General features: G+C 39.1%; 16 protein-coding genes. 1 reads left to right on the forward strand and 15 read right to left on the reverse strand.

Translation table 11 applies throughout. From position 1 onward, the window contains the following. Nucleotides 1–94 precede the first annotated feature (94 nt). From MWU32_RS03985 to MWU32_RS04020, 8 genes are all read right to left on the reverse strand, one after another. The gene (locus MWU32_RS03985; RefSeq protein WP_246938008.1) at nt 95–2,206 is read right to left on the reverse strand and encodes an energy transducer TonB; all 2,112 of its coding nucleotides are present in this window, start codon (nt 2,204–2,206) and stop codon (nt 95–97) included. A gap of 112 nt (nt 2,207–2,318) precedes the next feature. After that, the gene (locus MWU32_RS03990) at nt 2,319–3,116 is read right to left on the reverse strand and encodes an energy transducer TonB (RefSeq protein ID WP_246938010.1); all 798 of its coding nucleotides are present in this window, start codon (nt 3,114–3,116) and stop codon (nt 2,319–2,321) included. Between the two features lie 205 nt (nt 3,117–3,321). Continuing rightward, nucleotides 3,322–4,050, reverse strand: a complete 729-nt coding sequence (locus MWU32_RS03995; protein ID WP_246938012.1) for an energy transducer TonB — start codon at nt 4,048–4,050, stop codon at nt 3,322–3,324. A 64-nt stretch (nt 4,051–4,114) separates the two neighbouring features. Beyond that, complete coding sequence (locus MWU32_RS04000; protein ID WP_246938014.1) at nt 4,115–4,477, reverse strand: VanZ family protein; 363 nt, start codon at nt 4,475–4,477, stop codon at nt 4,115–4,117. Beyond that, a complete protein-coding gene (gene gcvH, locus MWU32_RS04005; protein WP_246938016.1) occupies nt 4,470–4,850 on the reverse strand; it encodes a glycine cleavage system protein GcvH in 381 nt (126 codons plus the stop codon). Before gcvH ends, MWU32_RS04000 begins: the two co-directional genes overlap by 8 nt. Before the next feature lie 56 nt (nt 4,851–4,906). Next, the gene (sprA, locus tag MWU32_RS04010) at nt 4,907–12,103 is read right to left on the reverse strand and encodes a cell surface protein SprA (protein WP_410744439.1); all 7,197 of its coding nucleotides are present in this window, start codon (nt 12,101–12,103) and stop codon (nt 4,907–4,909) included. A gap of 6 nt (nt 12,104–12,109) precedes the next feature. Next, complete coding sequence (gene ruvA, locus MWU32_RS04015; RefSeq protein ID WP_246938018.1) at nt 12,110–12,691, reverse strand: Holliday junction branch migration protein RuvA; 582 nt, start codon at nt 12,689–12,691, stop codon at nt 12,110–12,112. Between the two features lie 45 nt (nt 12,692–12,736). Continuing rightward, on the reverse strand, nt 12,737–15,052 hold the full coding sequence (locus MWU32_RS04020; RefSeq protein ID WP_246938020.1) for an NADP-dependent malic enzyme: 2,316 nt from the start codon (nt 15,050–15,052) through the stop codon (nt 12,737–12,739). 359 nt (nt 15,053–15,411) lie between these two features. On the opposite strand from MWU32_RS04020, the gene MWU32_RS04025 reads away from it, so the two are divergent. Then, nucleotides 15,412–17,280 (forward strand): hypothetical protein, encoded by a 1,869-nt coding sequence (locus tag MWU32_RS04025; protein WP_246938022.1) that lies wholly within the window; start codon nt 15,412–15,414, stop codon nt 17,278–17,280. A 120-nt stretch (nt 17,281–17,400) separates the two neighbouring features. Here the strand turns inward: MWU32_RS04025 and queG are convergent, their stop codons facing one another. The 7 genes from queG to MWU32_RS04060 form a co-directional block, all read right to left on the reverse strand. Then, entirely contained in the window at nt 17,401–18,333 is a 933-nt protein-coding gene (gene queG, locus MWU32_RS04030) for a tRNA epoxyqueuosine(34) reductase QueG (protein ID WP_246938045.1), read from the reverse strand. Continuing rightward, on the reverse strand, nt 18,333–19,670 hold the full coding sequence (locus MWU32_RS04035) for a cytochrome P450 (protein ID WP_246938024.1): 1,338 nt from the start codon (nt 19,668–19,670) through the stop codon (nt 18,333–18,335). The genes queG and MWU32_RS04035 overlap by 1 nt, the downstream gene beginning before the upstream one ends. 84 nt (nt 19,671–19,754) lie before the next feature. Then, the gene (ruvB, locus tag MWU32_RS04040; RefSeq protein WP_246938026.1) at nt 19,755–20,780 is read right to left on the reverse strand and encodes a Holliday junction branch migration DNA helicase RuvB; all 1,026 of its coding nucleotides are present in this window, start codon (nt 20,778–20,780) and stop codon (nt 19,755–19,757) included. Between the two features lie 420 nt (nt 20,781–21,200). Further along, entirely contained in the window at nt 21,201–22,997 is a 1,797-nt protein-coding gene (locus tag MWU32_RS04045; RefSeq protein ID WP_246938028.1) for a cbb3-type cytochrome c oxidase subunit I, read from the reverse strand. A 34-nt stretch (nt 22,998–23,031) separates the two neighbouring features. Beyond that, nucleotides 23,032–24,102 (reverse strand): cytochrome c oxidase subunit II, encoded by a 1,071-nt coding sequence (locus tag MWU32_RS04050; RefSeq protein WP_246938030.1) that lies wholly within the window; start codon nt 24,100–24,102, stop codon nt 23,032–23,034. Nucleotides 24,103–24,127: 25 nt separating this feature from the next. Continuing rightward, complete coding sequence (locus MWU32_RS04055; RefSeq protein WP_246938032.1) at nt 24,128–25,462, reverse strand: quinol:cytochrome C oxidoreductase; 1,335 nt, start codon at nt 25,460–25,462, stop codon at nt 24,128–24,130. Between the two features lie 2 nt (nt 25,463–25,464). Beyond that, nucleotides 25,465–26,046 carry a c-type cytochrome gene (locus MWU32_RS04060; protein WP_246938034.1) on the reverse strand — a complete coding sequence of 194 codons (582 nt, stop codon included), beginning with the start codon at nt 26,044–26,046 and terminating at the stop codon, nt 25,465–25,467. Between the last annotated feature and the right edge of the window lie 5 nt (nt 26,047–26,051).

Genomic DNA, 26,051 nt, shown 5'->3' on the forward strand with positions numbered 1-26,051 from the left:
GAACGACTCATATCGCCTCACCATCCTATTAAAAAAAGTATATGACTGGAAGATGATGCCGATGTAAAGGAGATTCCTGCCTGCGCAGGAATTCTTAATTGTCAAAATACCAATTGAACAGATCTGTCTTGATACCGAGATTAAACCAGGTGGAACTTGATTTAAATGTAGTTTCTGTAGTGGCTTCTGGATTAAAGTTTCTAAAACTGATGTTGGTAAATACCTTTAAATGACTCACCGGATTAATAATATAGCCCGCTTGCAATTCGGCATTAAAGGTTTTGGTCTTGTTACCCTGACCAATCTTCACGTGCTTGTCAAAAGGACGTTCATTATAATTTCTATAAATATCGCCTCCATAACTGAAATTATCTATCCCATCATTAAAATCCAGACCCCGAGTTCCAAAAATAAATTTGGCATCGGCAAACCATCTTTCGTAATTATAATGTCCAATTACAATGAATTCCCTAAAGTTGGCTCCCCATAAATGAGCCATGGGTTGATTGAAATGTCCATAATTATTGACAATGGTATTGTGCGAATATGTATAAGGCCTTACCTGGTTATATTCCAACTGTAACATTAGATTATCAACTTTGAAGGCATCGTAATATTTGGCTCCCAACTGATATCCGAATTTATTCTTCCAACTTTTGTCTCCTGCCTTAACATCGCTTAACGAAAATTCATCCAAGATAAATTGCCCGTATAAATTGACCTTATTATTCCATTTGTATTTTGCCGACGCTCCCAAAACAGCATTCCCCGACCCTTGCCCAGCTTCAAATTCAATAGCTCTAAAAAAGATGATGGGGTTGAGATAATTAATATCAAAACCTCTACCATTGGTATCGGTCCACATTACGGATTCGAAAAGACCAATATTGAGTCGTTTGGACACATTCCAACTCAAATAATGATTGGCCATATATTTGGTCAAGAAAGCCTTGTCTTCAACTACAGCATCGCGGACGTCACGGAGCCACATCCATGTACTGGTGTATTTTATTTTCCAAAATTTGGTGTTTAATTTCAAAAAAGTCTGCGGGGAAGCCACATCACTTTGAAAGAGCGAACGATAGCCATCTCCTATAAAATTCTTGCCATGTCCAAATTGAAAATTTATGAATTTTGCTGGTGCATAGGACAAATAGGCTTCAGCAACTGGATAATCATAGGCATCGTCCTTAAATCGTTTCCCTATCCCCCTTCCTGGAACAATGGCAGGATCAGGACCAAATGCTTTTAAACTTTCGGCATATTGGTTGTAATATTGGGCAAATCTTCCTTGACTTTCGAAGACGGACGTAGAAAAACTGAACTTTTTGCCCAAGCCGCCCTGAATATATATCCCTCTGGTATTGTTGAAAGTGGTGTTGAAATCGGCATCAGTATCCTTACCCACCTGCAAATCAAAAACAGGATCAATGGAAAACCAATAATCTTCACCCTGAATTTGGACTAAATGCTCATCCCACAGTTTTCTGCCCCACCAGCCGTCCGAGCCCATTTTTAGGGATTCCTTTTCCGCTTTAAAATCATAATATTGAGCAACATCCTCATATACAAATGGTTTCGATGCGGTATGACTGTTTGTTCCCAAACCATTCATGTTGGCATCAAACCGAGAATAGTATTGATGGGTGAAGGGAATGTTTAACTGGCTACTATATTCAAGACCTTGATATTTGACGATGTTCTTGGTTATGCTATCAAACTCGTTAGATACAATCTCGTTGAGATCAACAAACTTTTTAAGGCTTGCTGTTTCTTCGGGAGCAGTATTCTTTATGTTTTCAGGATCAACCAAGGGAATTTTAATGGTCAAAGAATATTGATAAAATGTTGGTTTTCCATTATAAGTTCCAGGCCGAATTTTCGGCAGAGATTGAAATACGCGTTTCGTTTCTTCCTTTAAAACATCATAAATGGCATCCACGTAAACCACACTTATATGGCCTTCTTTATCAACTTCAAAAAGCACTTTCACATCTCCTTTATAGCCGTCCTGAAAAGCTTCTTGAGAGACTTTAAAGTTTTCAAATATAAATTGGTTAAGCTTGTTGTTGAAGCAAGTTTTTAAAACATCAATAGACTGTTCTTCACAACCTACAAACACAGGAGGTTTTTCGTAAATTTCAATATTTTGGGATAAACTATTGAGCTGAAAACTGACGAAAACAATTAAGAAGAAGTTCTTCATAGATGGCTACAAGCTTTTTAACTGGCGAAAGATACTGTTTTTTTCAAAATTAGCCCACTAAAAAACCGCTATCAGAACGGATAGCGGTTTTAATAAAACAAACGATATTTTACTAGTTTACTTTAAAAATAATGGGCAATACGTATTGGACCGTAACAGGCCGTTCTCTTTGTTTACCGGGAATCATCGTTGGAATTTGTTCCACAATCCTTTGGGCTTCCCTCTCCAATTCAGGACGAGGTGCTCGTGTTTGTATATCTGTTACACTTCCATGCTTATCAATTTTAAAAACGACGGCTATTTTTTGAACTCCTGATAGCCCAAGTTCTGAGGCCATATCTTTATCAAATTTCTTTTGCACAAGATTTGATAATTTATCGGACATGCATTTTAAGCGCCCTTCATTATTCTTTTCAGATTCACAGCCAGGGTAAATAGGCGCTATTTCAACACCTATAGTACTAAAGATCTTTAAATCTAAATCATCACTATCATCCCTCTCATAAATAACGATATCCTGAATATCCAATGGGTCCGCCGATAAGGTTGGGCTCTCGGTCAAAAGCTGTGTTGGTAAGGTCTCAACAAAATCATCATCTTCAATAATCGGATCCTTGGTGAGAACATCAATATTGAGTTCAGTTTTCTTTTCAAATACTTCTTTTTCCAATTTAAAGTTGATCGGCATCACTTCAACAACCTTATCCCTGGGCTCGACTTGAGCCAAATCATAGGTTTTTGCTACGAACTTCATTTCAAAGAGCCCATAGGTAAACAGCAAACAAAGAATCAGGCCTATCTGGAAATAAAGCGTTGAATTCTTTTGTAAATTTGCATCATGTTTGTGTGAATTCACACTGCGAACCTTGCTCTGACCAGCAATTTCGCTTGATTTTGTTAAATGCTTCATAATATACGTATTGAGAGTGTTAATAATATCATAAAATCACAACAAACGTACCAAAAACGAAAATCCCGCCTAAATTGTTTAGACGGGATTTTTAAGTTCTGTCCCAATACTCCCCTCGAGGAAATTCCGACTGCTTCAAAGAAGCGTAAAAACACGAAACCCCGAAGCTTTCACCTCAGGGTTTTATTTTGTTAAGATTCAAATATTAATCTTGCACTTGGAAAAGTATAGGTAAAGAATACGGTACGGTTACCGCTTTACCACGTTGTTTTCCAGGCAACATTTTAGGAAGCAATCCAATAACACGTTGTGCTTCTTTCTCTAGTCCTGGATGTGGTGCTCTTGCTTGAACGTTTGTGATATTTCCAGACTTATCTATTTTAAAGATCACATTAATTCGCTGTCTACCTGAAAGACCAAGTTCTGAAGCCAAATCGACATTAAACTTTTTATTCACAAATTCAGCTATCTTATCAGACATACATTGCTTCTTCGCATTATTGCCGACTTCCTTTTCACAACCTGGGAACACAGGTACATTTTCAATTACGGCAAATGGTACCTCAATATCCTCTTCAGGAGCTTCTTCAACGAAAACGTCTTCAACTTTAGCGATTTCTTCTTCTTGATTTGTTTCTGAAGATTCAATAACAGTTTCCTCAACCTCTTCTTCATCTTCGACAATCTCAATCTCCTCCGGTGCTACTGGTGGCGGTGGCGGTGGTGGTGGTGGCGTCTGTAACTGTTCAGTAATTGGAATTTCTTCTTCCAATTCATCGTCCATATTAATCATTCCAATATCAATATCCGATTTATCGTAAGTTTTGTAATTGATGGCCAAATTGGTCAGCAATAACATTAAAGCGAGACCAACGGCAAAATAGATAGAACTATTTCTACCAACGTCTGCTTTCACATTTTTTTTCGGTTCCATATGCTTTGAGTGTTTAAGGAATGCTAAAATAACCAATAATTTGTTAAAAAAGCAAGGGATTAATTTATTTTAACTTTAACTTTCTATAGATAGTTACAAAGAGTACTGCAATAATTGCACCAAAAGCATTCGCAATCATATCATAAACATCAAACATTCTCGCATTGGTCAAATATTTCTGAAGGACTTCCATTATAATCCCATAGATTGAGGCAATAATCAAGGCATAAAAAAGGCCCTTTTTTAGGTTTAACGTATTGATATAATTCAAAATCAATATGGTCAAAAGGAAATAGGCCCCAAAATGATTGATTTTATCATCAAAAGATGACCCAAGGGTTTCAAAGCCAACAGTACTTACCAAGCTTAATATCAATAATACTATGGCGTAAACCACCAATATGGCCAATGCCCAAGATTTACGCACCTATCACCTTTTTATAGGCATCAGCTGAAAGCAAATTTTCCACCTCGGAAGGATCTGAAATCTTTATTTTAATCATCCAACCTTCGCCATAAGGATCTGAATTCACTTTTTCCGGCTCGTCTTCAAGAACAGTATTGAACTCTATTATTTCACCTGAAAGCGGTAAGAATAAATCAGAAACTGTTTTTACAGCCTCAACGGTGCCAAAAATCTCATCTCGTTCTAAAGTCTCATCTAAAGTTTCCACTTCTACATAGACAATATCACCTAATTCGCCCTGAGCAAAATCTGTAATTCCTACAGTTGCAACATCCCCATCAATACTAATCCATTCATGGTCTTTTGTATACTTTAATTGTGCTGGTATATTCATTTGTAATAAATTTAAGAGTGAAGCAAATGTACTTTTTTAAAATCCTTTAATCAAAATTAATTCCCGAAATTATATCGCAAGGTAATCCCTGATCTGATTGTTGTTTGTGGGAATGCGGTTGAGATGGCATAATCAGAAAACGTATAATCAAAATAGAAGATACCGGTCAGGTTTTTACTGAAAGCATAATCTGCCTTATATTTCAGGCTCCATATCGTTTGTCCTGAGGTTACTTGATTATCCTCTAAATCAAGATATCTAATGATGGTTTTGTTATCACGCACTGAAATATCGGCCATCATATTCAAATCGGCAGTAATAATTTGGGTAGGACCAGCCATTTTAGATCGGATTCTAACATTCTTGATTCGATATCCCAATCCTAAAATATATTCGTTTCCTTTTATTTCTGTCAACAAATTATTGTCAAAACTTAAAGACAGAATTCTATCTTTTTTAATTTCAGCCATAATTTTTACCGAATTCTGCATCTCAAAGTCCAATTTCATCAACGGACTGAATTGTTCTTCTAAGTTAATATTGCTAAATAAAGTTTTGTTCTTAAAGTTTCCTCCCTGATCAAGTTCGGCCGGGTTGCTTTCGTCATAATCCAGATTGGTACGGAACTGGTTGATGGTGTACCCAGAGCGGTAGCCATGAGTTACAGAAAAACGCTTGAATTTGTCCTTAAACCACTTTAAGCGCATTAAACCAGTATATTTTAAAGTCCAATTTGGAATTGGAATATCCCTAAATGCACTCAAGCTTACACTACCTGCATCAGATCCTTGATAAGCAGATAAAAAGGCTGGCAATAAAACCGCCTGATTATTTTTACCATACCCAACAGGATAACCTTCGGTATCTACAGGATACGTATCGTTGCCATAAAAATTACGGGCCAAACGTCTGGCTACCACTAATCGATTGGCCCTAAAATCATCAAAAGCAGCCGACTGTGTCTCGTCACTTGGGCTAAATGCTGTTTTTATAAGTGAGGTTGAAATATTGAAATTACCAAAGGAATTGGTAATCAATGAATTGTAAACATCACTCAATCCATCACCATTGGAATCTATTGCATTAAAGTTTTCATTGGTATTTTCAGAATACATTCTACTACCAATCAAATCGATTTTCAAATCTTTGATGACTTCAATATTGGCCGATACATCCAAGCTACGGTTGGCTACTTCCGTATATTGTTGGTTGAAATCAGGATAGACCGTCAACCATCCATTTCTTGCCACCATGTCTCTAATATCACTCTGGCTTCCAAAAGTATAGCCAAAAGTTGGTTTAAGCGTACCGATAAATCCTGGTGTTCTTAAGTAACCTGGTAAAAATGTCCCGTTATTTTCGCTATAATTAATCTGCAAACGCTTTACCATGGTGGCGATATCCACAAAGGTATTGAACACTTTAGTGCCAACGCTCGATTCATCTACAGGCTTAACTTCATTCTCTCTATTGGCTGATTCACCCCTTCTTTGAATTCCCGGAGGCCCCGCAGTTCGTCCTTGAGCACTCGTTTTCCTAGCGTCCTTTCTTACCAATCCGACATACTTGTAAAGTGTTTCCATGTTGAAGGTGGAATTGATGTTATGTGTATTGGCATTCTGTATTGAGTTTCCGAGATTATAGGTTTGTGTGGTCCCTGTAGTTTCATCAAGTAATGGCAGATTATTGTTCAGATCAGAACCTTTTTGCCATTGGAAATCGCCCGTATAGGAATAGGTCGCTTTTAAGAAACTAAAGGTAGGAATCTTATATAGAGGAATTTCATAATTGAGTTGTAATTGTTGGTTTTGGATATTTGGATCGCCCAAGTCAAAAAATCCATCCCAGATATCCAGTGTAGGATCCTGTTTTCCATTAATAATATCATCAACGAAATAGTTTCGGACGATATTGGTGTTATTGGCCGAGAAATTTAAACTCAAGGATTTTGAAAGTTTATAATTTATGGCGTATTGAAAATCAAATCTGTAGTTTCTTCGGAACAACTCTTCAAGTCCGATATTACTGCCTCCAAGTTCAACCTCTCTAAATTTCTGCTTGTTGAACTGACGCAAAATATCCGAATTGACCGTAAAACTATTAGGCAACAGGTTGAAGTTAAAATCTTTCAGGATTTTGGCGTATCTGCTTTTAAAAATAGAATCATTCTTAGCGAACGGCTCAATGGTAATTGGATTGAAATTATAGGCGTAATTAACACCGGTTCGAAGATTTTGATCCAGGGCGCGTTCAATCTCAAAATCCCGGTGGTCAACTTTGTTGTACGAATAATTGAAGGTCAAATTCTCCACATCATAAAAACGAGGTTTCTGATCACCAGTCCGTTGTTTTCTAACCCCAATAAAGTTGATGCTCTTCCGTTTGGTGTAATCTTCCGACTGTTCTAAGATTTGTTCTTTTTCAGCTGAAGAACTAGCAGCATCTAGCCTAGAATCCAAGGTTAAATCATTGTAGAATTGATCATATTTTGGAGTGATCATCTCTTCACTTTGAGCATAATTGAACGGTAATTGAATTCCCCATTTTTTAGGCAATAGCTGGCCGAGGTTCACATTAGTGACCACATCATATTGCATGACATCCTCACGACTGCGCTCATTTGGTCGTTGCTCCAAGCTTCCAAATCCTACGGTACTCTGTCTTCCGGTGGCACTAATGTCGGCAAAGTCGGCAATATTGGAGTCCATACTCAAAATAGCCGCCCAACCACCTTCATTATCCAAATCAGAAAGACGGAGCTCGTTAAACCAGACTTTTCCGCATAAATAGGTAGCTGTAGTATTGTTTTTAACCCCAACCATAAGCACTCTGACATCTCCAAAATTAGGATTTCCCTTTATACTCACTCTCGTTTGACCTACCTCAAAATTATCTCCCGGAGAGGCCAGTTCGGGACCTGATGGCGTGACATTATAAACGGTTGGATCTGGATTGGACAAAGAGCCATCACTAATGCCTAAGGCCTTGATTTTTTGTAATACCTCCAAACTAATATCAATTTCATTTTCAGATGGCCAAACTTGATCACGGGCTGTACCAGCAACAACGTTTAAAGGCACTTGAATCTCATAGAAGTTCTGGGTAAAGTCATTACCCATTCTGATAAAACCGATCATTTCACCAGGGTTCAAGGTCCTGCCTTCCAATCCTTCGGCATGCATAAACATTTTTAGTTTTTTATACTGCCGCATGTCAATGCTAATATTTTTATAAACCCCACGAGAATCATCACCTTCCAGATCACATACCTCAACCACCAAAGACTGTTCGTTTTGTCGGATGATATTATTATTGTTGTTGAGTTGTTCCAACTCCACTCCTGGAGGCAGTACATAATTTCCTTCGTTTTCCTGCAAACCTACGACCCCAACACTGAATGAAGCATCCGAACTATTGTTGTTAGGATTATTGTCCAGGTCAAGCGTGTAACGTCTCCAATCACTTCTTACCAAATCTAAAGTTGCAAACCGCATCACGGTCGTTTGCGAAAATCCTTTCATATACATTCTTGCAAACCGCACAGAGCGAATATCAGAAATCCCTCCAATGGCTCGTGTAGCAGCATCAATCGGAATTCTAAATTGGTACCATCTCACATCACGGTTGTCACCATTTGGCAAAGTGATATTTCTGGTTTTAACGTCGTTGATCAAACTATTGTTTGGATTGTCCAAACTTGCCCGTGTGATGTCAATTTCATATTCATAATAACTATCAATGGTATTCATTGTGTTATCTCTGTTGATATCCTCTACATCGGGCTGTGTCGTGGAGCCACGGTTGGTATCTGAAAATATATCCGGCGAATTTCCTTCCGAGCCGTTATATCTCTTATAACGATCGAAAATATTGCCGTCCGCCTGAAGGAAATACGTATAGTTGTCATTTGATGGATCAGCTCCAAATTGCGATCCGAATCTGGCTATTTCTTCAGCATCATCAAAACCGTCGTATCCAACATCCTGGTTGGTTCGATTTTGTCCCGTACTCGAAAATGCATAAATCAAAGATTGGTTGCGTGGTACTACGGTACCAAAATCGGTAACCTGCAACCCACTGATATCTCCATTTTCAGGCAATCCGTTTTCATATTGCTTTTTACCATCCTTAATAATGTCTTCTGAAATATTACCTAAATTTATAAGCAATTTCCCTCCAAGATTGGATGTGTTGTCCAAAAAAGGATCTTGTACCCAAAACTCAATATACTCAACATTGGCCTGTTCAAAATCGGTACTGGTTATGGCACGTGTGATTCCTGCCCAACTATCCTGAGGTCGGGTTAAGGTATTTGGATAATCAATGTTTTGTTCCTGAAAATTATAAGGCCCTCTTTCGGTTGGGTAATAAGCCAAATCCAAGGTTGGAATGTAGGTGTTCTGTCCCTGCACCAAATCGCGTTCCGGGAAAATTTCATCAATAAACACCCGTCTGGTGTAGAGATTCGATACGTCATTATCTGTTATTCCACTGGGACGTTGATTACTATAAAAAATAGGGTCAATAGTGTACCAGTTCAGATGTGCTCTGTTAAACCCGTTTTGTATCCCTATTTCATCCTCATTAGGCAATAAGCCCAAATTTTTAGGTCTACTCGATAAAAACCAGGATTGAGGCGATAACAAATCGATACTTCCCTGTGAACCTTCAAAATCATCAACATAAGCCGTAGCCTCACCTTGAAAATCTGCGCCTTTAGGCGCTCCTGGAAGAAGGTAGGCAAATTCTCCTCTGACCGATAGATTGGAAGGAACATCCGTATCAACATTTGGTAATTTGTTTGCCAATCGGGTCAAGAATGGTACTTCCGTAGAATAATTGCCATTAAACCCAAAAATGGTATTGTTGATTGATTCGGAATTATAATTGGATTTTTGGGTGATTGGTCGCTCGTTAAGATTTAAGAAAGTGGCGCCCAATACAAAGTTTTCATTGAATTGATGTTCAACATTCAACCCCGTAAACCGCTTGGTCTGCTGTCCAAAAACAGCATTGTTCTCCACTGAAACATTGATTGGCGTATTGGATGCTTTCAAGGCTTGATCCAAAATTTCAACACGCCCCAATTGATAGTTAACGGTATAATCCACGCCTTCCACCAACACACGTCCACCAGCAGTGACTTTCACAGAACCCCGTGGCACGTTAAAAGCGCCAATGGCAATCCCTTCACCGCCTGATGATTTGTAGCGACCTTTCAACTGGAATTTATTTTTTTCTGATTCTTCTAAAGCAGCTGTTTTTGTGCCTTTGTAGAGAATATCATAGACATATTTTTCCTGATTTGGGTTGGTATAGGTTGGATCATTATAGTCTGTAGGATAAGCAGGATCGGCCAACACATCAAATAAATATTTCCCGAAAGGTTCCACTTTTGTAAAAATGATCTTTCCATTTTGGGGCACTACTGTAATTCCCGGAACAAAATCAAAAAATCCATCTCCATTTTGCTGTGGATCATTATTATAGTTCAATCGATCCAAATGAAAAAGTCGGATTAATGGGGTTTCTGTTATTTCTGTGTCATCAGAAGGATCTGAGGTATTATTGTCATACGGCGGAAACGTTGTTCCATTTACTGGTTTGATATAATTTAATGCCGAAGATTCTGTGTAAAAAATGTTTAATTTGAAATCTTCCCGACTCAGTTGATAGGCCCCAGAGTCGTAAATGTTTTTCATCATCAAATCCCAAATAGGCTGATTGACATTTGTGATGGCACTTTTCAACATCTTTAACACAAGATTGTTATTGTTGACCACCGTATTTCCCGATACCGGATCTGTTGACGATCCTGTAGCCTCTACACCGTCATTGGCAAACTCCCCAACCTGGTATACATTATTTCCAACAGTATATTGGAAGGCCACGGCCAAAACCTCATCATTTTGCAAACGTTGGTTCAAGGAGATATATCCTAATTGGGTTTGGAGTGTATAATCATAACCTTCCGTCAACTTTTTGGCATTCTCCAATTTCCCAAAATCAAAACCTTCATTGGCCGGAATGTTGATGCCTTGCTCCACTCTGGTAATATCTCTTACCGCATTGGTCAAATTTGAACCTGCACCGCCAATATTGGTTGGGTCAAATCCATTGTTTTTATTATCTGGAAGTGGCCCAGGTCTTAAGATGTTGACCGTAGAACCCACACGTTGCGACTCTCCAAGATCTTGGAAAGCAACTATATTCCTGACGTTATCGGTCTGATTGCTCCTGTTGGTCACCCAAACCTCAATGCGAGTAATTTGAACATTACTGTTGATATGCGGATACCGCTCTAAGGCAACATCATAGCGATCCCTGAAATAGTGCGCGAGGAAAAAGTGTCGGTTTTCATCATAATCACGTGCGTAAAACGAAAACTCCTCAAGCGTTCCACCACCTTGTGCCACGACGGAGCGCGACTGCGATTTTTGCTCAGAGAATACGGCGGTTACTTTGGTCTTTCCAAACTGCAGTTCGGTTTTGACACCAAACAAGCTTTGAGCTCCCGTAATTAAAGAGCTATTGAGTGGCATACTCACGTTACCTACTTCAATTTTTCGAACAATATCGTCTTCGGTTGGTGTGTATTCCAACTTGATCAGGTTTTGAAAATCAAAAGTGGACTGTGTATCGTAATTTGCCGTAACTTGAAGTCTCGTACCCACTTTTCCCAATAAACTCAAACTGATACGTTGATCAAAATCGAAGGTAAAATTACTCCGGTTACGTGGTGAAAAGGATGGATTGTCCTGTTTGGTAAACAAAACACCCAAATCCATTTCTACTGAACCTTGTGGAATGACCTCAATGGTATTGCCCCCAAAAAGGGTTTCAAAGAATCCAGAGTTAACGTAAAATTCAGGAAGAAGATTTTTTTGTTGATCTTCGGTACCTTCTTTTTTACCTTCAGCGGCATCAACTTTTTGCTTGTAGTAATTCTTTAGATTTTCTTCGAGCACCAACTGCTGATATTCCTTTGGCGTCAGAATTAACGGATAGTTGATATTGAAACGTCCTACCGTTTGCGTAAAGATATACCGGTCAGTATTGGGGTCGTAAGTGTACTTGGATACGATGCTATTGGGGTCGGGCATTTTGATTCGGCCCAGTGCGTATCCTGTTTTAGTCGAATCCTGAGTTGCGGGAATTTCCTGTGAATATCCAATTTGACCAATAAACAAAGCCAAGCCTATGAGCCATAAACGTATTAATGATAATGATAAGCTAGGATTGGTTGTACTCAAAATCGGTTATAAATTTTTTAATGCCTCTTTTATAATGACCTCTACATTAGCATCGGGTTGATGGTTAACTATTTTCTCGACAACACGTTCTGCTTGTTTTCGTGCAAATCCGAGTACCTCTAAAGCAGATAACGCTTCATCTTTGTTCGTATTGTTTTTGATTGTAGAAACATCATCAATATCATATATTTTTAGCACTTTATCTTTCAAGTCCAAAATCACACGAGCTGCGGTTTTGGCTCCAATACCTTTAACGGATTGCATTAAGGCCACATCACCATGCGCAATTCCCTCCCTCACCTGCTTTGGTGTCAAAGAAGACAACATAGTGCGGGCGGTACTTGCACCCACGCCACTCACAGAAATCAGCAATTTAAAAATCTCACGTTCAGCCTTTGAAGAAAAACCAAACAAAGAGTGCGAATCCTCCTTGACCTGCAAATAGGTATACAGTTTAAGGAAGTCGCCGTCGGGAATTTGAGAATAAGTGTTTAGTGAAATATTGATCAGATAGCCCACACCATTGCAGTCAATTACAACATCAGTTAAATTTTTTTCAACAAGTTTCCCTTGAATATGTGTAATCATGTGTTGGCTTTGGTTAAAGACTCAAATGTAATAAAATTATTTTCATTACAAAGCTGATTCTTTTTCTAAAGCTGCTTTAACTTCTTGCTCCCTTCTCTCTTTTTGTTGGGCATCAATAACGGCAATGGCGGTCATGTTGACTATTTCATCCACACTGGCATCCAACTGTAGGATGTGCACCGGTTTACGCATGCCCATCATAATCGGCCCGATAGATTCTGCACCATTGAGTTCCTTTAAAAGTTTATAGGTAATGTTTGCCGAATCCAAATTTGGAAAAACAAGCGTATTGACTTTTTTACCAGCCAATTTCGAAAACGGAAAATTCTCTTGAAGCATATCTTGATTGAGTGCAAAGTCAGTTTGCAACTCACCATCCACCAACAAATCAGGATTGCATTCGTGCAAAATTTTGACGGCGTCTCTTACTTTTGTTGCCTTCAGACTTGGGGAAGATCCGAAGTTGGCAAATGAAATCATTGCCATGACAGGTTCCATCCCAAACATTCTAACGGTTCTCGCCGTCATTTGTGCAATGGTCGCCAAATCTTCCGCTGGTGGATCTATATTGATTGAGGTATCACTCAAAAACATAGGTCCACGACGAGTCATCATCAAGTTGGTGGTAGCAATTCGAGACGCTCCTTTTGCCAAACCAATGAGTTCCAACATAGGCTTTACAACTGATGGGTAACTTCTTGAAAAACCAGAAATCAAAGCATCAGCATCACCCTCATTGACCATCATAGCGGCAAAATAATTACGCTCTCTCATCAACTTCTGTGCAGAGTACAGAGTAACACCTTTGCGCTTGCGTTGCGACCAATATACTTCAGCATATCTATTACGACGCTTTTCTTCGTCATCAGTTTTGGGATCGATGATTTCAACATCAGAATCAAATTCAATCTCAGCCATCAAACTCAAAATGGTTTCTCTTCTTCCCAACAAAATCGGAATGGCGATGCCTTCATCATAAGCAATTTGTGCAGCCTTCAACACGTCTAAATGGTCAGCTTCTGCATAAACCACACGCTTAGGATCCATTTTTGCCCTATTGGTCAATAATCTGACAATTTTATTGTCAGATCCCAAACGCTCTCTCAAATGATCGCGATATTTATCCCAATCACTTATCGGTTCCTTGGCTACGCCACTGTCCATTGCTGCTTGTGCCACCGCTGGAGGAACCTCTATAATTAAACGTGGGTCAAATGGTTTAGGGATAATATAATCCCTTCCAAATGTCAAACGGGTCTCACCATAGGCGATATTGACCTGTTCTGGGACGTTTTGTTTTGCCAACTTAGCGAGGGCCTCAACCGCAGCCATTTTCATGGCCTCATTGATTTTAGTGGCTCTTACATCTAATGCACCTCTAAAGATATATGGAAAGCCAAGAACATTATTCACCTGGTTAGGGTGGTCAGAACGCCCTGTGGCCATAATAACATCCTTGCGTGTATCTAAGGCCAATTGGTATTCAATTTCTGGATCTGGATTGGCCATGGCAAAGACAATTGGATTATCTGCCATAGACAACAGCATTTTAGGCGAAACAACATTTGAAGTGGACAAGCCGATAAACACATCCGAATTTTTCATAGCATCCTCCAGAGTTTCTATCTCGCGATGTGTGGCAAATTCCGCTTTTTCTGCAGTTAAATTCGTTCTGTTTTGTCTAATAACCCCCTTGCTGTCACACATGACGATATTTTCACGTTTGGCGCCAAAAGCTTGGTACAAACGCGTACAAGAAATAGCCGCTGCTCCAGCACCACTGATGACAATTTGAGCGTCTTCTATTTTTTTATCAGCGAGTTCCAAAGCATTCAATAAGGCCGCAGCAGAAATTATTGCTGTACCATGTTGATCATCATGCATTACTGGAATCTCCAACTCGGCCTTTAAACGACGTTCAATTTCAAAAGCTTCAGGCGCTTTGATATCCTCCAGATTGATCCCACCAAAGGTAGGCGCAATCATTTTGACCGTTTGGATGAATTCCTCAACGTTTTCAGTGTCGATCTCAATATCAAATACATCAATATCGGCAAAAATCTTAAAGAGCAAACCCTTTCCTTCCATTACAGGTTTTGATGCTTCAGGGCCAATATTTCCAAGTCCTAAAACTGCGGTACCATTAGTTATCACCGCTACCAAATTGCCCTTGGCCGTATATTTATAGACATTATTGACATTTCTGGCAATTTCCAAACAGGGTTCTGCAACACCTGGAGAATAGGCTAACGACAAATCGCGTTGTGTCGCGTATTTTTTGGTAGGAACCACCTCAATTTTTCCTGGAGTCGGTTTTGCATGATATACTAATGCTTCTCTACGTTTGCTCTGCTTACTCATAAAAATTATAATTTTTAGCTAAAGAACAAAGGTAACTGTTTTATGAGAAAAGAAAAGAGACATTAATTGGATTTGATATAAATTTATTTGCAACACACGATTTGCGAACTTGAACTAAATTTTAATTCAGCGCCATTTAGTACATCTTTACATTAACCGTTTGAAAAACAACAAATTCAGTTCAGCATTAAACAGTAGTTGCCCTGCAAGCAAATATGATTTGTTCTGCAATCCGATTTTAAGGTATTGCGGCCGCCACGGTATCGGAATTCAAAATATAATTTCACGCGTAAATTATATTTTTAACCTTTTGAATTGGATTATATTTGTGGGAAGTTTTTTGAATCCCCTTTTCACTTATGCCATTAAAAACCTTCCTTTTTGTCATCTTCTTTTACTGTTGTCATGCAATGGTTGAAGCGCAAGTAAACACAACCAAAAAGGATTCTATGTACCAAAAAATAGAAGACTATTCAGAGAAAAAGAAATTCACCAAGGCGCTACATAAGCTCATTTTTAGATCTACCGCAAAAAGACCGGAAAAATCGCCAAAAAATCGTCCGAAGCAAGATTTAGCGCCATTTGAAGGAAAGATTATCCGGAATATCACGATCCAAAGCCATGATCCCTTCGGGTTTTCATTTACGGACAGTACCCAAACTGCAAATAGTTGGATCGAAAAAACAGGAAATTTTATTCATATCAAAACCAAAGCCTTTGCCATAAGAAATACCTTGCTCGTTAAGGAAAATACAGCTTTGGATACGCTTCTACTAAATGAATCCGAGCGTCTGATCAGGGCACAGAATTATATAAGACGCGTTGAAGTCACTGCTAAAGATGTAGGGGTTTCCAAAGATTCTATTGATCTTCATATAGAGGTTTTGGACTCTTGGAGTTTGATTCCCTCAGCGACCATTTCTACTTCAAAAACTAAGTTAAGGCTGAAGAACCGAAATTTCCTCGGATTTGGGCACGAATTCAATAACAGTGTTACTAAAAGCCTGGAGGATAGCAACTATGGCTACGAAATGAACTATACTGTACCCAACATTAACAATACATTCATCGAAACCACCTTGGCTTACAGAATAGACTTGGATGACGATTACAGTAAAGTCCTGGATATTGAACGCCCTTTCTATTCCCCATTGACACGTTGGGCTGGAGGTATTTACCTTGATGAACAATATCATAAAGAATATCTTGACAATGCTCAGGGCGAACCTGACTTACAAAACTTTAAATATCACACCCAAGATTTTTGGGGAGGGCACGCTTTTAAAATATTTGATGGTATTTCAGAAAAGGAACGTACGACTAACCTTATTAGCAGTTTGAGGTTTTTGCATGTAGGATACCGTGAACGACCTTCTGCCGCTTATGACAGTATAGGGTACTTTGCCAACGAATCATTTTATTTGGGAAGTATAGGCATTGCTTCCCGACAATTTATCAAGGACGATTATATATTTAGAGACGGCACTATTGAAGACGTCCCCATCGGTACGGTATATGCCATCACTGGTGGTTACCAACGAAAAAATCAACATAACCGCATGTACCTTGGAGCCAGAGCATCTCATGGTAATTATTTTAAATGGGGTTTTTTGAGCACTAGTTTTGAAATAGGCACTTTTGTGGATCATAGCCATCTGGAACAAACAACCATTTCCTTACAAGCCAAGTACTTTACAAATCTGATTTCTTTGGGCAACAATTGGAAAATGCGTCAATTTGTAAAACCTCAAATACTTATTGGCACGAACAGACTGCCATCTGAAGGTGACCGAATCACCATTGATCAAAAAAACAAATTCAGAGGGGTTTACGATAATAATTATGATCTAAAGCAAGGTGCCGGCATTCCAGGTTTTGATAGTGACCTTATGGGAACGAAGAAATACGTTCTTTCCTTACAGACCCAATTTTACTCTCCATGGGAAGTGTGGGGCTTTCGCTTAAATCCGTATGTCAATTTTACTGCAGCAGCGTTGGGCGATGAAGGTGAGTCTATTTTAAAAAGCAAGCTATACTCCTCTTTCAGCGCCGGTTTTATTATCAGGAATGATTATTTAGTGTTCAATTCCTTTCAACTATCAGTTTCATTTTATCCACAAATTCCTGGACAAGGCAACAATATTTTTAAAATGAATGCTTATGAAACTGATGATTTCGGTTTCCAGGATTTCGACTTGGGAAAACCGACGCCGGTTTGGTATAATTGAGGGATTAGGTTTGAAGTGATAGGCTTGAGAGACTTACCCGAACGTGTCATTACGGTACGGGCGGGATAGGGATTGGGTAAAAAATAAGTCTGATCTCAATTTAAATTTCACGACAGAAGATTAAGGTTTCTGCTTCTTTAGGAATTCAATATTCCGTTTCAAACCTTCAAACTTGGTTCGCTTCACAGGAGATTTTTTAAAGAGATCCTTAAATACGTCCTCAGTAATCTCTTCCCAGTCCTTTTTGGTCATAGACAATAATTCTGGGTGCGGATTGAACAAAGGCTCACTATGTGCTTTTGAAAAGCGATTCCAAGGACACACATCCTGGCAGATATCGCAACCAAACATCCAATCTTCAAATTGGCCTTTAAAATCAGTGGGAATTTTATCTTTTAATTCGATGGTAAAATACGAAATGCATTTGCTGCCATCAACCACATAGGGTTCGGTAATGGCTTGTGTAGGACAGGCATCGATGCATTTTGTGCAGGTGCCACAATGGTCGGTTGTGGGTGAATCATATTCCAACTCCAAATCGATAATCAATTCCCCCACGAAATAAAATGAACCTGTTTGTTGGGTCAATAACAAGGTGTGTTTGCCAACCCATCCCAATCCTGATTTGGCCGCCCAAGCCTTATCCAAAACCGGTGCAGAATCCATAAAGGCACGACCACTGACTTCGCCGATTTCTTTAGTGATAAAATTTAAAAGTTCTTTTAACTTATCCTTAATCACAAAATGATAATCTGTGCCGTAAGCATATTTCGACACCTTAAAGGTGTTTTCAATTTGAGTTTCGTCTGGGTAATAATTTAGCAAAAGAGAAATGACGGATTTAGAACCTTCAACAAGCTTAGTCGGATCCAAGCGTTTGTCAAAATGGTTTTCCATGTAGTGCATTTCACCATTCATGTTGTTTTTCAACCATTTTTCAAGACGGGGTGCCTCTTCTTCCAAAAACTGGGCTCTGCTGATGCCACAGGAAAGAAAGCCCAGACGTTTGGCTTCAGATTTTATGAGTTGGCTATATTTGGCTTTGTTGTTCATCACTTAGTTCTACTTTCAAATCTTAAAAAAGCATTCTTAGGTTTTAAAGTAATTAAAGGTGTGATCTCTATGGCATCAAATTCGGCAGTTATTTTATAGTTTTTTACCAGTTCAGTGACGGCAATAATCATTTCAAACATAGCAAAATTATTCCCGATACATTTTCTTGGGCCTGCGCCAAAAGGGAAATATTGTGATGAGAATTTTCGACCACCATCTTCAAATCGTTCTGGCAAAAACTTATTTGCCTTTTCCCACAAATCTGGGTGACGGTGTATTTCATAAATGGAAAACAACAGATTTGAACCTTTTTTAAAGATCATATTGTTAAATTCATCGTCTTCAATATTTACCCGATCAATAAAATAGACTGGCGGATATAAGCGCATTCCTTCTTCAATGACTTGCCGGCAGACTTTCGACCTAGTAACCAAATGCATCAAATCTTCAGAGTCTTTGGTGATTTGGAGGTTCTCTTGATATATTTTTTCCTGCCATTCCGGATGTTTCGCCAAAAGCTGGAAGATAAAAGTTAAGGCGTTGGACGTCGTTTCATGTCCCGCAATAAAAAGAATCAAAATTTCATCTATCAGCTGTTCCTCTTCCATAAAACTGCCATCGTCATATTGCGCTTCTAAAAGCATGTCTAACAAATCGCCATGCTTTACTTTAGACGCGCGTCGCGTCTTGACAATATTTTTAAGAATTTGTCGTGCCTCACGAGTTAGTTCCAAATGTTTTTCGATCGTGCCACTTGCTTTGAACCACCAGCCGAGATAAGGTTGCCTCAGTTCTCTGACCAACATTTTCTGCGCAGCTTCGGTTATATATTGTAATCGGCTGATATCCTCAGCATCTGCCGCACTACTGAATAAAGATTTAACGACGGTTTGGAAGGCGAGGTCATTAAAAAGGGGAAAAACATCAAGTTTTTTATCCACTTCAATGTGTCTATATTCCAGTAAAATGGCCTCACGTATTTTATCCAACAGAGTAGCCAGTTGCTTTTTATGAAACGCTGGTTGGATAAGTTGGCGTTGCTTTTTCCATAATTCTCTTTCAGAAGTCAGCAATCCTTTCCCTACATATTTAACCAGATCTTCTGTTTGGATTTTGGACTTGGTATAGTTTCTTTGATTCTTTTGAAGGACATATTCGGCAAAGGCGGCATCGCGCGAAAAAACGATTTCCGAAGAGAGACCTATTTTAAGTTTGAACGTATCGCCCTTGGCGGTGAAATTGGCACGATGAAAATTCAATGGATTTTTCAGAATCTCCAATGAATGCTTTATAAAACTAATTAAAGGAACAGAAGGAATTTCTTTAGTCGTAGCCATTACTTTGGGTTCATTTTTGGCAGATGTCAAGCTGTCAAGTTCGCTAATTTTCGCAAAATTAGTGAAGCCTTTCACTTAAGGACCTTAAGGGAACAGTCCGCCTTGGATATTGCTCTTAATTTTCCCAAGATGTTTATATGCCAATTCCGTCACCTCTCTTCCTCGTGGGGTCCGCATGATAAAGCCTTGCTGGATTAAGAAGGGTTCGTAAACTTCTTCAATAGTTTCAGCACTCTCACTAACGGCAGTAGCCAAGGTCGTAATACCAACTGGTCCGCCCTTGAATTTGTCAATAATGGTCATCAAAATCTTGTTGTCCATTTCATCCAATCCGTGCGCATCCACATTCAAGGCTTTAAGTGCAAATTTGGCAATGGCTATATCAATGGTGCCATTCCCTTTTATTTGGGCAAAATCGCGGACACGACGTAACAAGGCGTTCGATATTCTTGGCGTTCCTCTACTTCTGCCAGCTATCTCGACAGCTGCTTCCATAGAAATCGGTACGTTTAATATAGACGCACTACGCTGGGTAATGGTGGTCAATAATTCGGTATTATAATATTGCAATCTACTTTGTATGCCGAAACGGGCCCGCATTGGCGATGTCAACAGTCCGCTACGTGTGGTGGCCCCAATGAGTGTAAACGGATTCAGGTTAATTTGAACCGTTCTTGCATTTGGCCCCGACTCAATCATGATATCAATTTTGTAATCTTCCATGGCGGAATACAAATACTCTTCCACAATTGGACTGAGACGATGGATTTCGTCAATAAACAAGACATCACGTTCATCGAGATTGGTCAGAAGCCCAGCAAGGTCGCCTGGCTTATCCAAAACAGGTCCCGAGGTGACTTTGATGCCAACGCCCAATTCACTGGCTAAAATGTGTGCTAAAGTGGTTTTTCCGAGACCTGGAGGTCCATGAAACAAGGTATGGTCTAAAGCTTCGTCTCTCTGATTGGCAGCTTCTACAAAAATCTTTAAATTTTCCAACACCTGGTCCTGACCTGTAAAATCATCAAAGGATAAGGGTCTTAATTTCTTTTCAACATCAAGTTCTTCTGGAGAAAAGTTGTCGTTGGATGGGTTTAGGTTGTCGTTCATACACATTCCTGCGAAAGCAGTCCCGACACTACGGGATCATTTTAAGTTAATATTATTATCGCTCGGATAGTATCCAATTGAGAGAAAACAAAGATAAACAAAAAGCTTTTCATATTCAGAAAGGCTTTTGATATAATCTATCCCCACGAAGGCGGGAATCTTCGTTTCAGAAGTCCTCGATCAATAAAAAGCAATTATATAAAACACCAATAACTAAAAAAGACCTTCAGAATGATAGTATCAATTCAACATATTCCCGAGAAGGCGGGAATCTCATTTTAGTTAATATTTGCCTTTTGGATTATCACCAATTGATCTGAAACTAAGATATACAAAAAGCCTTTCTTATTCAGAAAGGCTTTTGAGACATAAAATATTTTGTAATTCAGTTGTGAGGTCCCTTTCTTCAGAGGGACTACATTAATGCTGCAATTCTTCCTCGCCTTCCTTTAAAGGAACGTTTTGAGGTACGAAGTCGACATCATGTCCTGGTTTGCTATAGTCATATGCCCAACGGTACACATGAGGGATTTCTCCCGGCCAGTTGCCATGTATATGTTTTACAGGCGTTGTCCATTCCAATGTTGTTGCTCTCCACGGATTTTGAGTCGCCTTTTTTCCATAGAATATACTCACGAAGAAATTATATAGGTAAACCAGCTGTATTGCACCTCCAATCAATGCAAATACGGTGATTACAATATTAACATCGGTTAAATCATCAAATAATGGGAACGCTGAGTTGGTATAATAACGTCTTGGCAGTCCCGCCATTCCGATAAAATGCATTGGGAAGAATACTCCGTAAGCGGAGATAGCGGTAATCCAGAAGTGGATATACCCCAAATTTTTATTCATCATTCGACCAAACATTTTTGGATACCAATGATAGATTCCAGCAAACATACCATAGATAGCTGAAATCCCCATAACCAAGTGGAAGTGGGCGATAACGAAATACGTATCGTGCACGTTAATGTCCAAAGCACTATCACCAACAATAATTCCGGTTAAACCTCCGGTAATGAATGTTGATACAAAACCAATGGCAAATAACATGGCGGGGTTCATCTGAATATTTCCTCTCCAGATGGTGGTGATCCAGTTAAAGGCCTTTACGGCCGAAGGTATGGCAATCAGTAAAGTTGTAAAAGTAAACACTGACCCCAAGAATGGATTCATTCCAGAAACGAACATGTGGTGACCCCAAACAATGGTTGATAAAAATGCGATCGCCAAAATAGATGCCACCATGGCACGATACCCAAAAATTGGTTTTCGGGAATTAGTTGCCATAATCTCTGATACTAATCCCATGGCGGGTAAAATCACAATATAAACTTCAGGGTGCCCCAAGAACCAGAATAGATGTTCGAAAAGAACCGGAGATCCCCCTTGATAATGTAAAACTTCACCTTGTATAAATATATCGGATAGGAAGAATGAGGTTCCAAAGCTTCTGTCCATGATTAACAATAAGGCTGCAGACAATAATACTGGGAAGGATACCACACCAATAATTGCTGTAACAAAAAATGCCCAAACGGTCAATGGTAACCTTGTCATTGACATACCTTTTGTACGCATGTTAATAACGGTTACAATATAGTTCAGTGAGCCCAATAAAGATTGTGCGATAAATAAGGCCATGGATATCAACCACAGTGTCATACCCCATCCAGATCCAGGCTGGGCCATTGGTAAGGCACTTAAAGGAGGGTAAATGGTCCATCCTGCAGCAGCGGGTCCAGCTTCAAGAAACAAGGATCCCATCATTATAACACAAGACACGAAGAAAATCCAATATGACAACATATTGATAAAGCCTGACGCCATATCTCGGGCTCCAATTTGATACGGAATTAATAGGTTACTAAAAGTTCCACTCAAACCGGCAGTCAATACAAAGAACACCATGATCGTCCCATGAATGGTTACCAGTGCCAAATAGATGTCAGCATCCATGACACCGCCTGGCGCCCATTTTCCTAATAAAGCCTCAAAAAGAATGTTGGGCTCCTCAGGCCATGCAATCTGAATTCGAAACATCAAAGACATCATGACGCCAATGATTCCCATGAGAGTTCCAGTAATCAAATATTGCTTTGCGATCATTTTATGATCTTGACTAAAGATATATTTGGTTACAAAGGTTTCTTTGTGATGATGTCCGTGACCGTCGTCATGTGCGTGAATATCTACTGCGTGTGTTGACATAATCTATATATACTTGTTTAAAACGATTTTATTATTATTTCAATGATTCTTTGAAAGTCTGTTGCTCAGCTATCCAAGCATCAAACTCCTCCTGAGTCTCAACGATAATATTCATTTGCATATTATAGTGCGACTTTCCACAAATCTTATTACAAAGTAAAAGGAAATGGAATTCGTAAGGATCCAATTCCTCTTCACCTTTCGCCATTAATTCTTTGCTTTTTTCTGTCCGGATATTATTGATGTTTTCTACTTTGGCAATCATTTCCGGAGTTTCTCGCATTTCCTTAGTGGTCATGGTCGGCGTAAATGCAAATTTTGTAATCATTCCAGGAACACAGTTCATTTGCGCTCTAAAGTGAGGCATGTATGCAGAGTGCAACACATCTTGCGAGCGAATTTCAAAAAGTACCGGCTTACCAACTGGCAAATGCAATTCTTTTACAATAATATCATCTTCAGCATTCGGATCCGCTTCATCAATACCCAGGACATTTGCTTTGTCAATATCAATTAATCTTACGTTGGCCATACCTAGAACATTGTCTTGACCAGCATAACGTGCTGTCCAAGCAAATTGTTGAGCGTATAATTCCACAACCATCGGATCAGCATCTTCATCGATATTCATAATAGAATTCCAAGTGAAAAGGCCGTAAATGATCAATCCCGCCAATACGATAACTGGAATAATGGTCCAAACTGCTTCTAAGGTATTATGATCGGCAAAATATAATGCCTTCTTACCCTTCTCTCCTCTATATTTATAAGCGAAATAGTGAAGTAAAAACTGAGTAATAATTTGTACGGTAAAAATCACAATCATGGAAATCAACATCAAATTATCGACCTCAGCCCCGTGTTCTGAAGCTGCGTTTGACATTAGGGGCAAATCACCCCAATACACAAAAGAGATAATTGTAATGATATAAATAAAGGCTAAAAAAGCCAACATCAAATATCCATTGATCTTATTATCGTAATCAGTTGCTATTCCATTATTTATGGTTTCTGTACGCACTTGGGCGAGGTCAAATATTTTGACCATTTGCCAAATAGCTACCGCCGCAAAAAGTACTATGATAATTATGAATAAAGCAGTCATTGTCGTTTCTCTTCTTTATAGGTTATTAATAATGGAAATTTTCACTTTCTTTAATAAATGGATTGCCTTTTGGTGTCAAAGGAGCTTTTGTCATTGATGTAAATACCACCAGTAAGAACAAGCCTCCAAGTAATAAAATAGATCCAATTTCAGGAATTCCAATGTACCATCTATCGCCTACAGTGGCCGGCATAATCATTACGAACAAATCGACATAATGGCCAATTAAAATAACAACGCCACACATCATCACAAACCAAGGTACTCGTTTGTAATCGCTATGCATCAAAATCAAGAATGGGAACACAAAGTTGAGCACCAACATTCCAAAGAAAGGCAATTTATAATCTTCTATTCGCGATACAAAGTAAACTACTTCTTCCGGAATGTTTGCATACCAGATAAGCATGAACTGAGAGAACCATAGGTAAGCCCAGAAAACACTAAATCCGAACATATACTTTGCCAAGTCGTGAATATGACTATCATTTACCAATGGCAGAAGTCCTTTGCCTTTCAAATAGATGGCGACCATGGCAATTACGGTAATCCCCGCGACAATCATACCTGAAAAGACATACCATCCAAATAGCGTACTGAACCAATGCGGATCTACGCTCATTATCCAATCCCATGACATAATAGATTCCGTGTACAAGTAAAACACTAAGAATCCTGCCGCAATTCTAAACGATTTTTTAAAATTTCTGATATCACCTTGCTCAGCATTATCTTGAGCAATCGAAAATTTACGAGCAAAATACCAGTATGTACACCAACCACCAATGAAAATAATGGCTCTGATCAAAAATGCCGTAATATTTAGGTATCCTGATTTGTTTTGGATCAACTTATCATCGGCCACCACTTCTGGGTTCATCCAAACAAATATCTCGTTGTGATGTCCAATATAATGGGAGCCAACTGCAAGAAGAATCACAATAATGGCACCTGGCAACAAGTAAGCAGAAATCGCCTCCATTACCCTGAACAATACCGGTGACCAACCTGCTTGTGAAGCAATTTGAATAGCATAAAACGCAAGGACTCCAAGGGCGATCGTCATAAAAAACAAGGCTGATACGTACATTGCCGACCAAGGTCTTTTAGCAATCTGCTCCTGGACGTGCTTTGCATGGTTATCATCCTGAGATACATCTGCATGTTCTAAACCGGTACTTTCGGTGTGTTCTTGTACAGAAGTTTCATGTCCTCCATCATGTGCATGTTCTTCAACAAGCATTGTCTTAACCTCTTCTAAAGATTTATGAGATGTCATAAAACCGTAAGCCACTCCTAATACACCCAAGACAATGAGGATGATGGAAAATGTCTTTAATCTATTTGAAATTGTGTACATATCTATATTGAATCTTTAACAGTCTGACTTCCTCCTAATTCTGATTTTAATTGCATCACGTAATCCACAACTTGCCAACGCTCTTCTTCATTTAACTGATTAGCGTAAGAACCCATAACGTTCTTACCATAGTGAATGGTGTGGTAAACGCTTCCTTGAGTCAATGCTCTTCCTTGGTCATCAAAAGAAGGTACGCCCAAAATCTTTTCACGTTTCACCAAGATGCCTTGGCCATCTCCTTTTTTACCATGGCAAACCCCACAGTAAATATCATATAACTGACCCCCTCTTGGCCCATCAATCTGTGTGGAATCCAATGGAGATACTAGACTTGCTTTCGCTAAGTCATAGCCCTCAATACTACCGTCAATATCAAAAGGTTTATGGCCTCTTGCTACAGACCCTTCAACTGGCAATTTCGCTTCCATGCCATCAGGTAAAAACTCAACTTCGCCGTATGCTTCATAGCCAATTGGCTCATACATATCCGGAAAGAATTGATAATTAGGCTTCGATTTATTTTGACATGATGCAAAAGAAACCAAAACGACCATCAATAATATTAATTTAAATAAGCTTTTCATGTGTA

It is taken from the genome of Gelidibacter sp. F63206, from assembly GCF_023015735.1.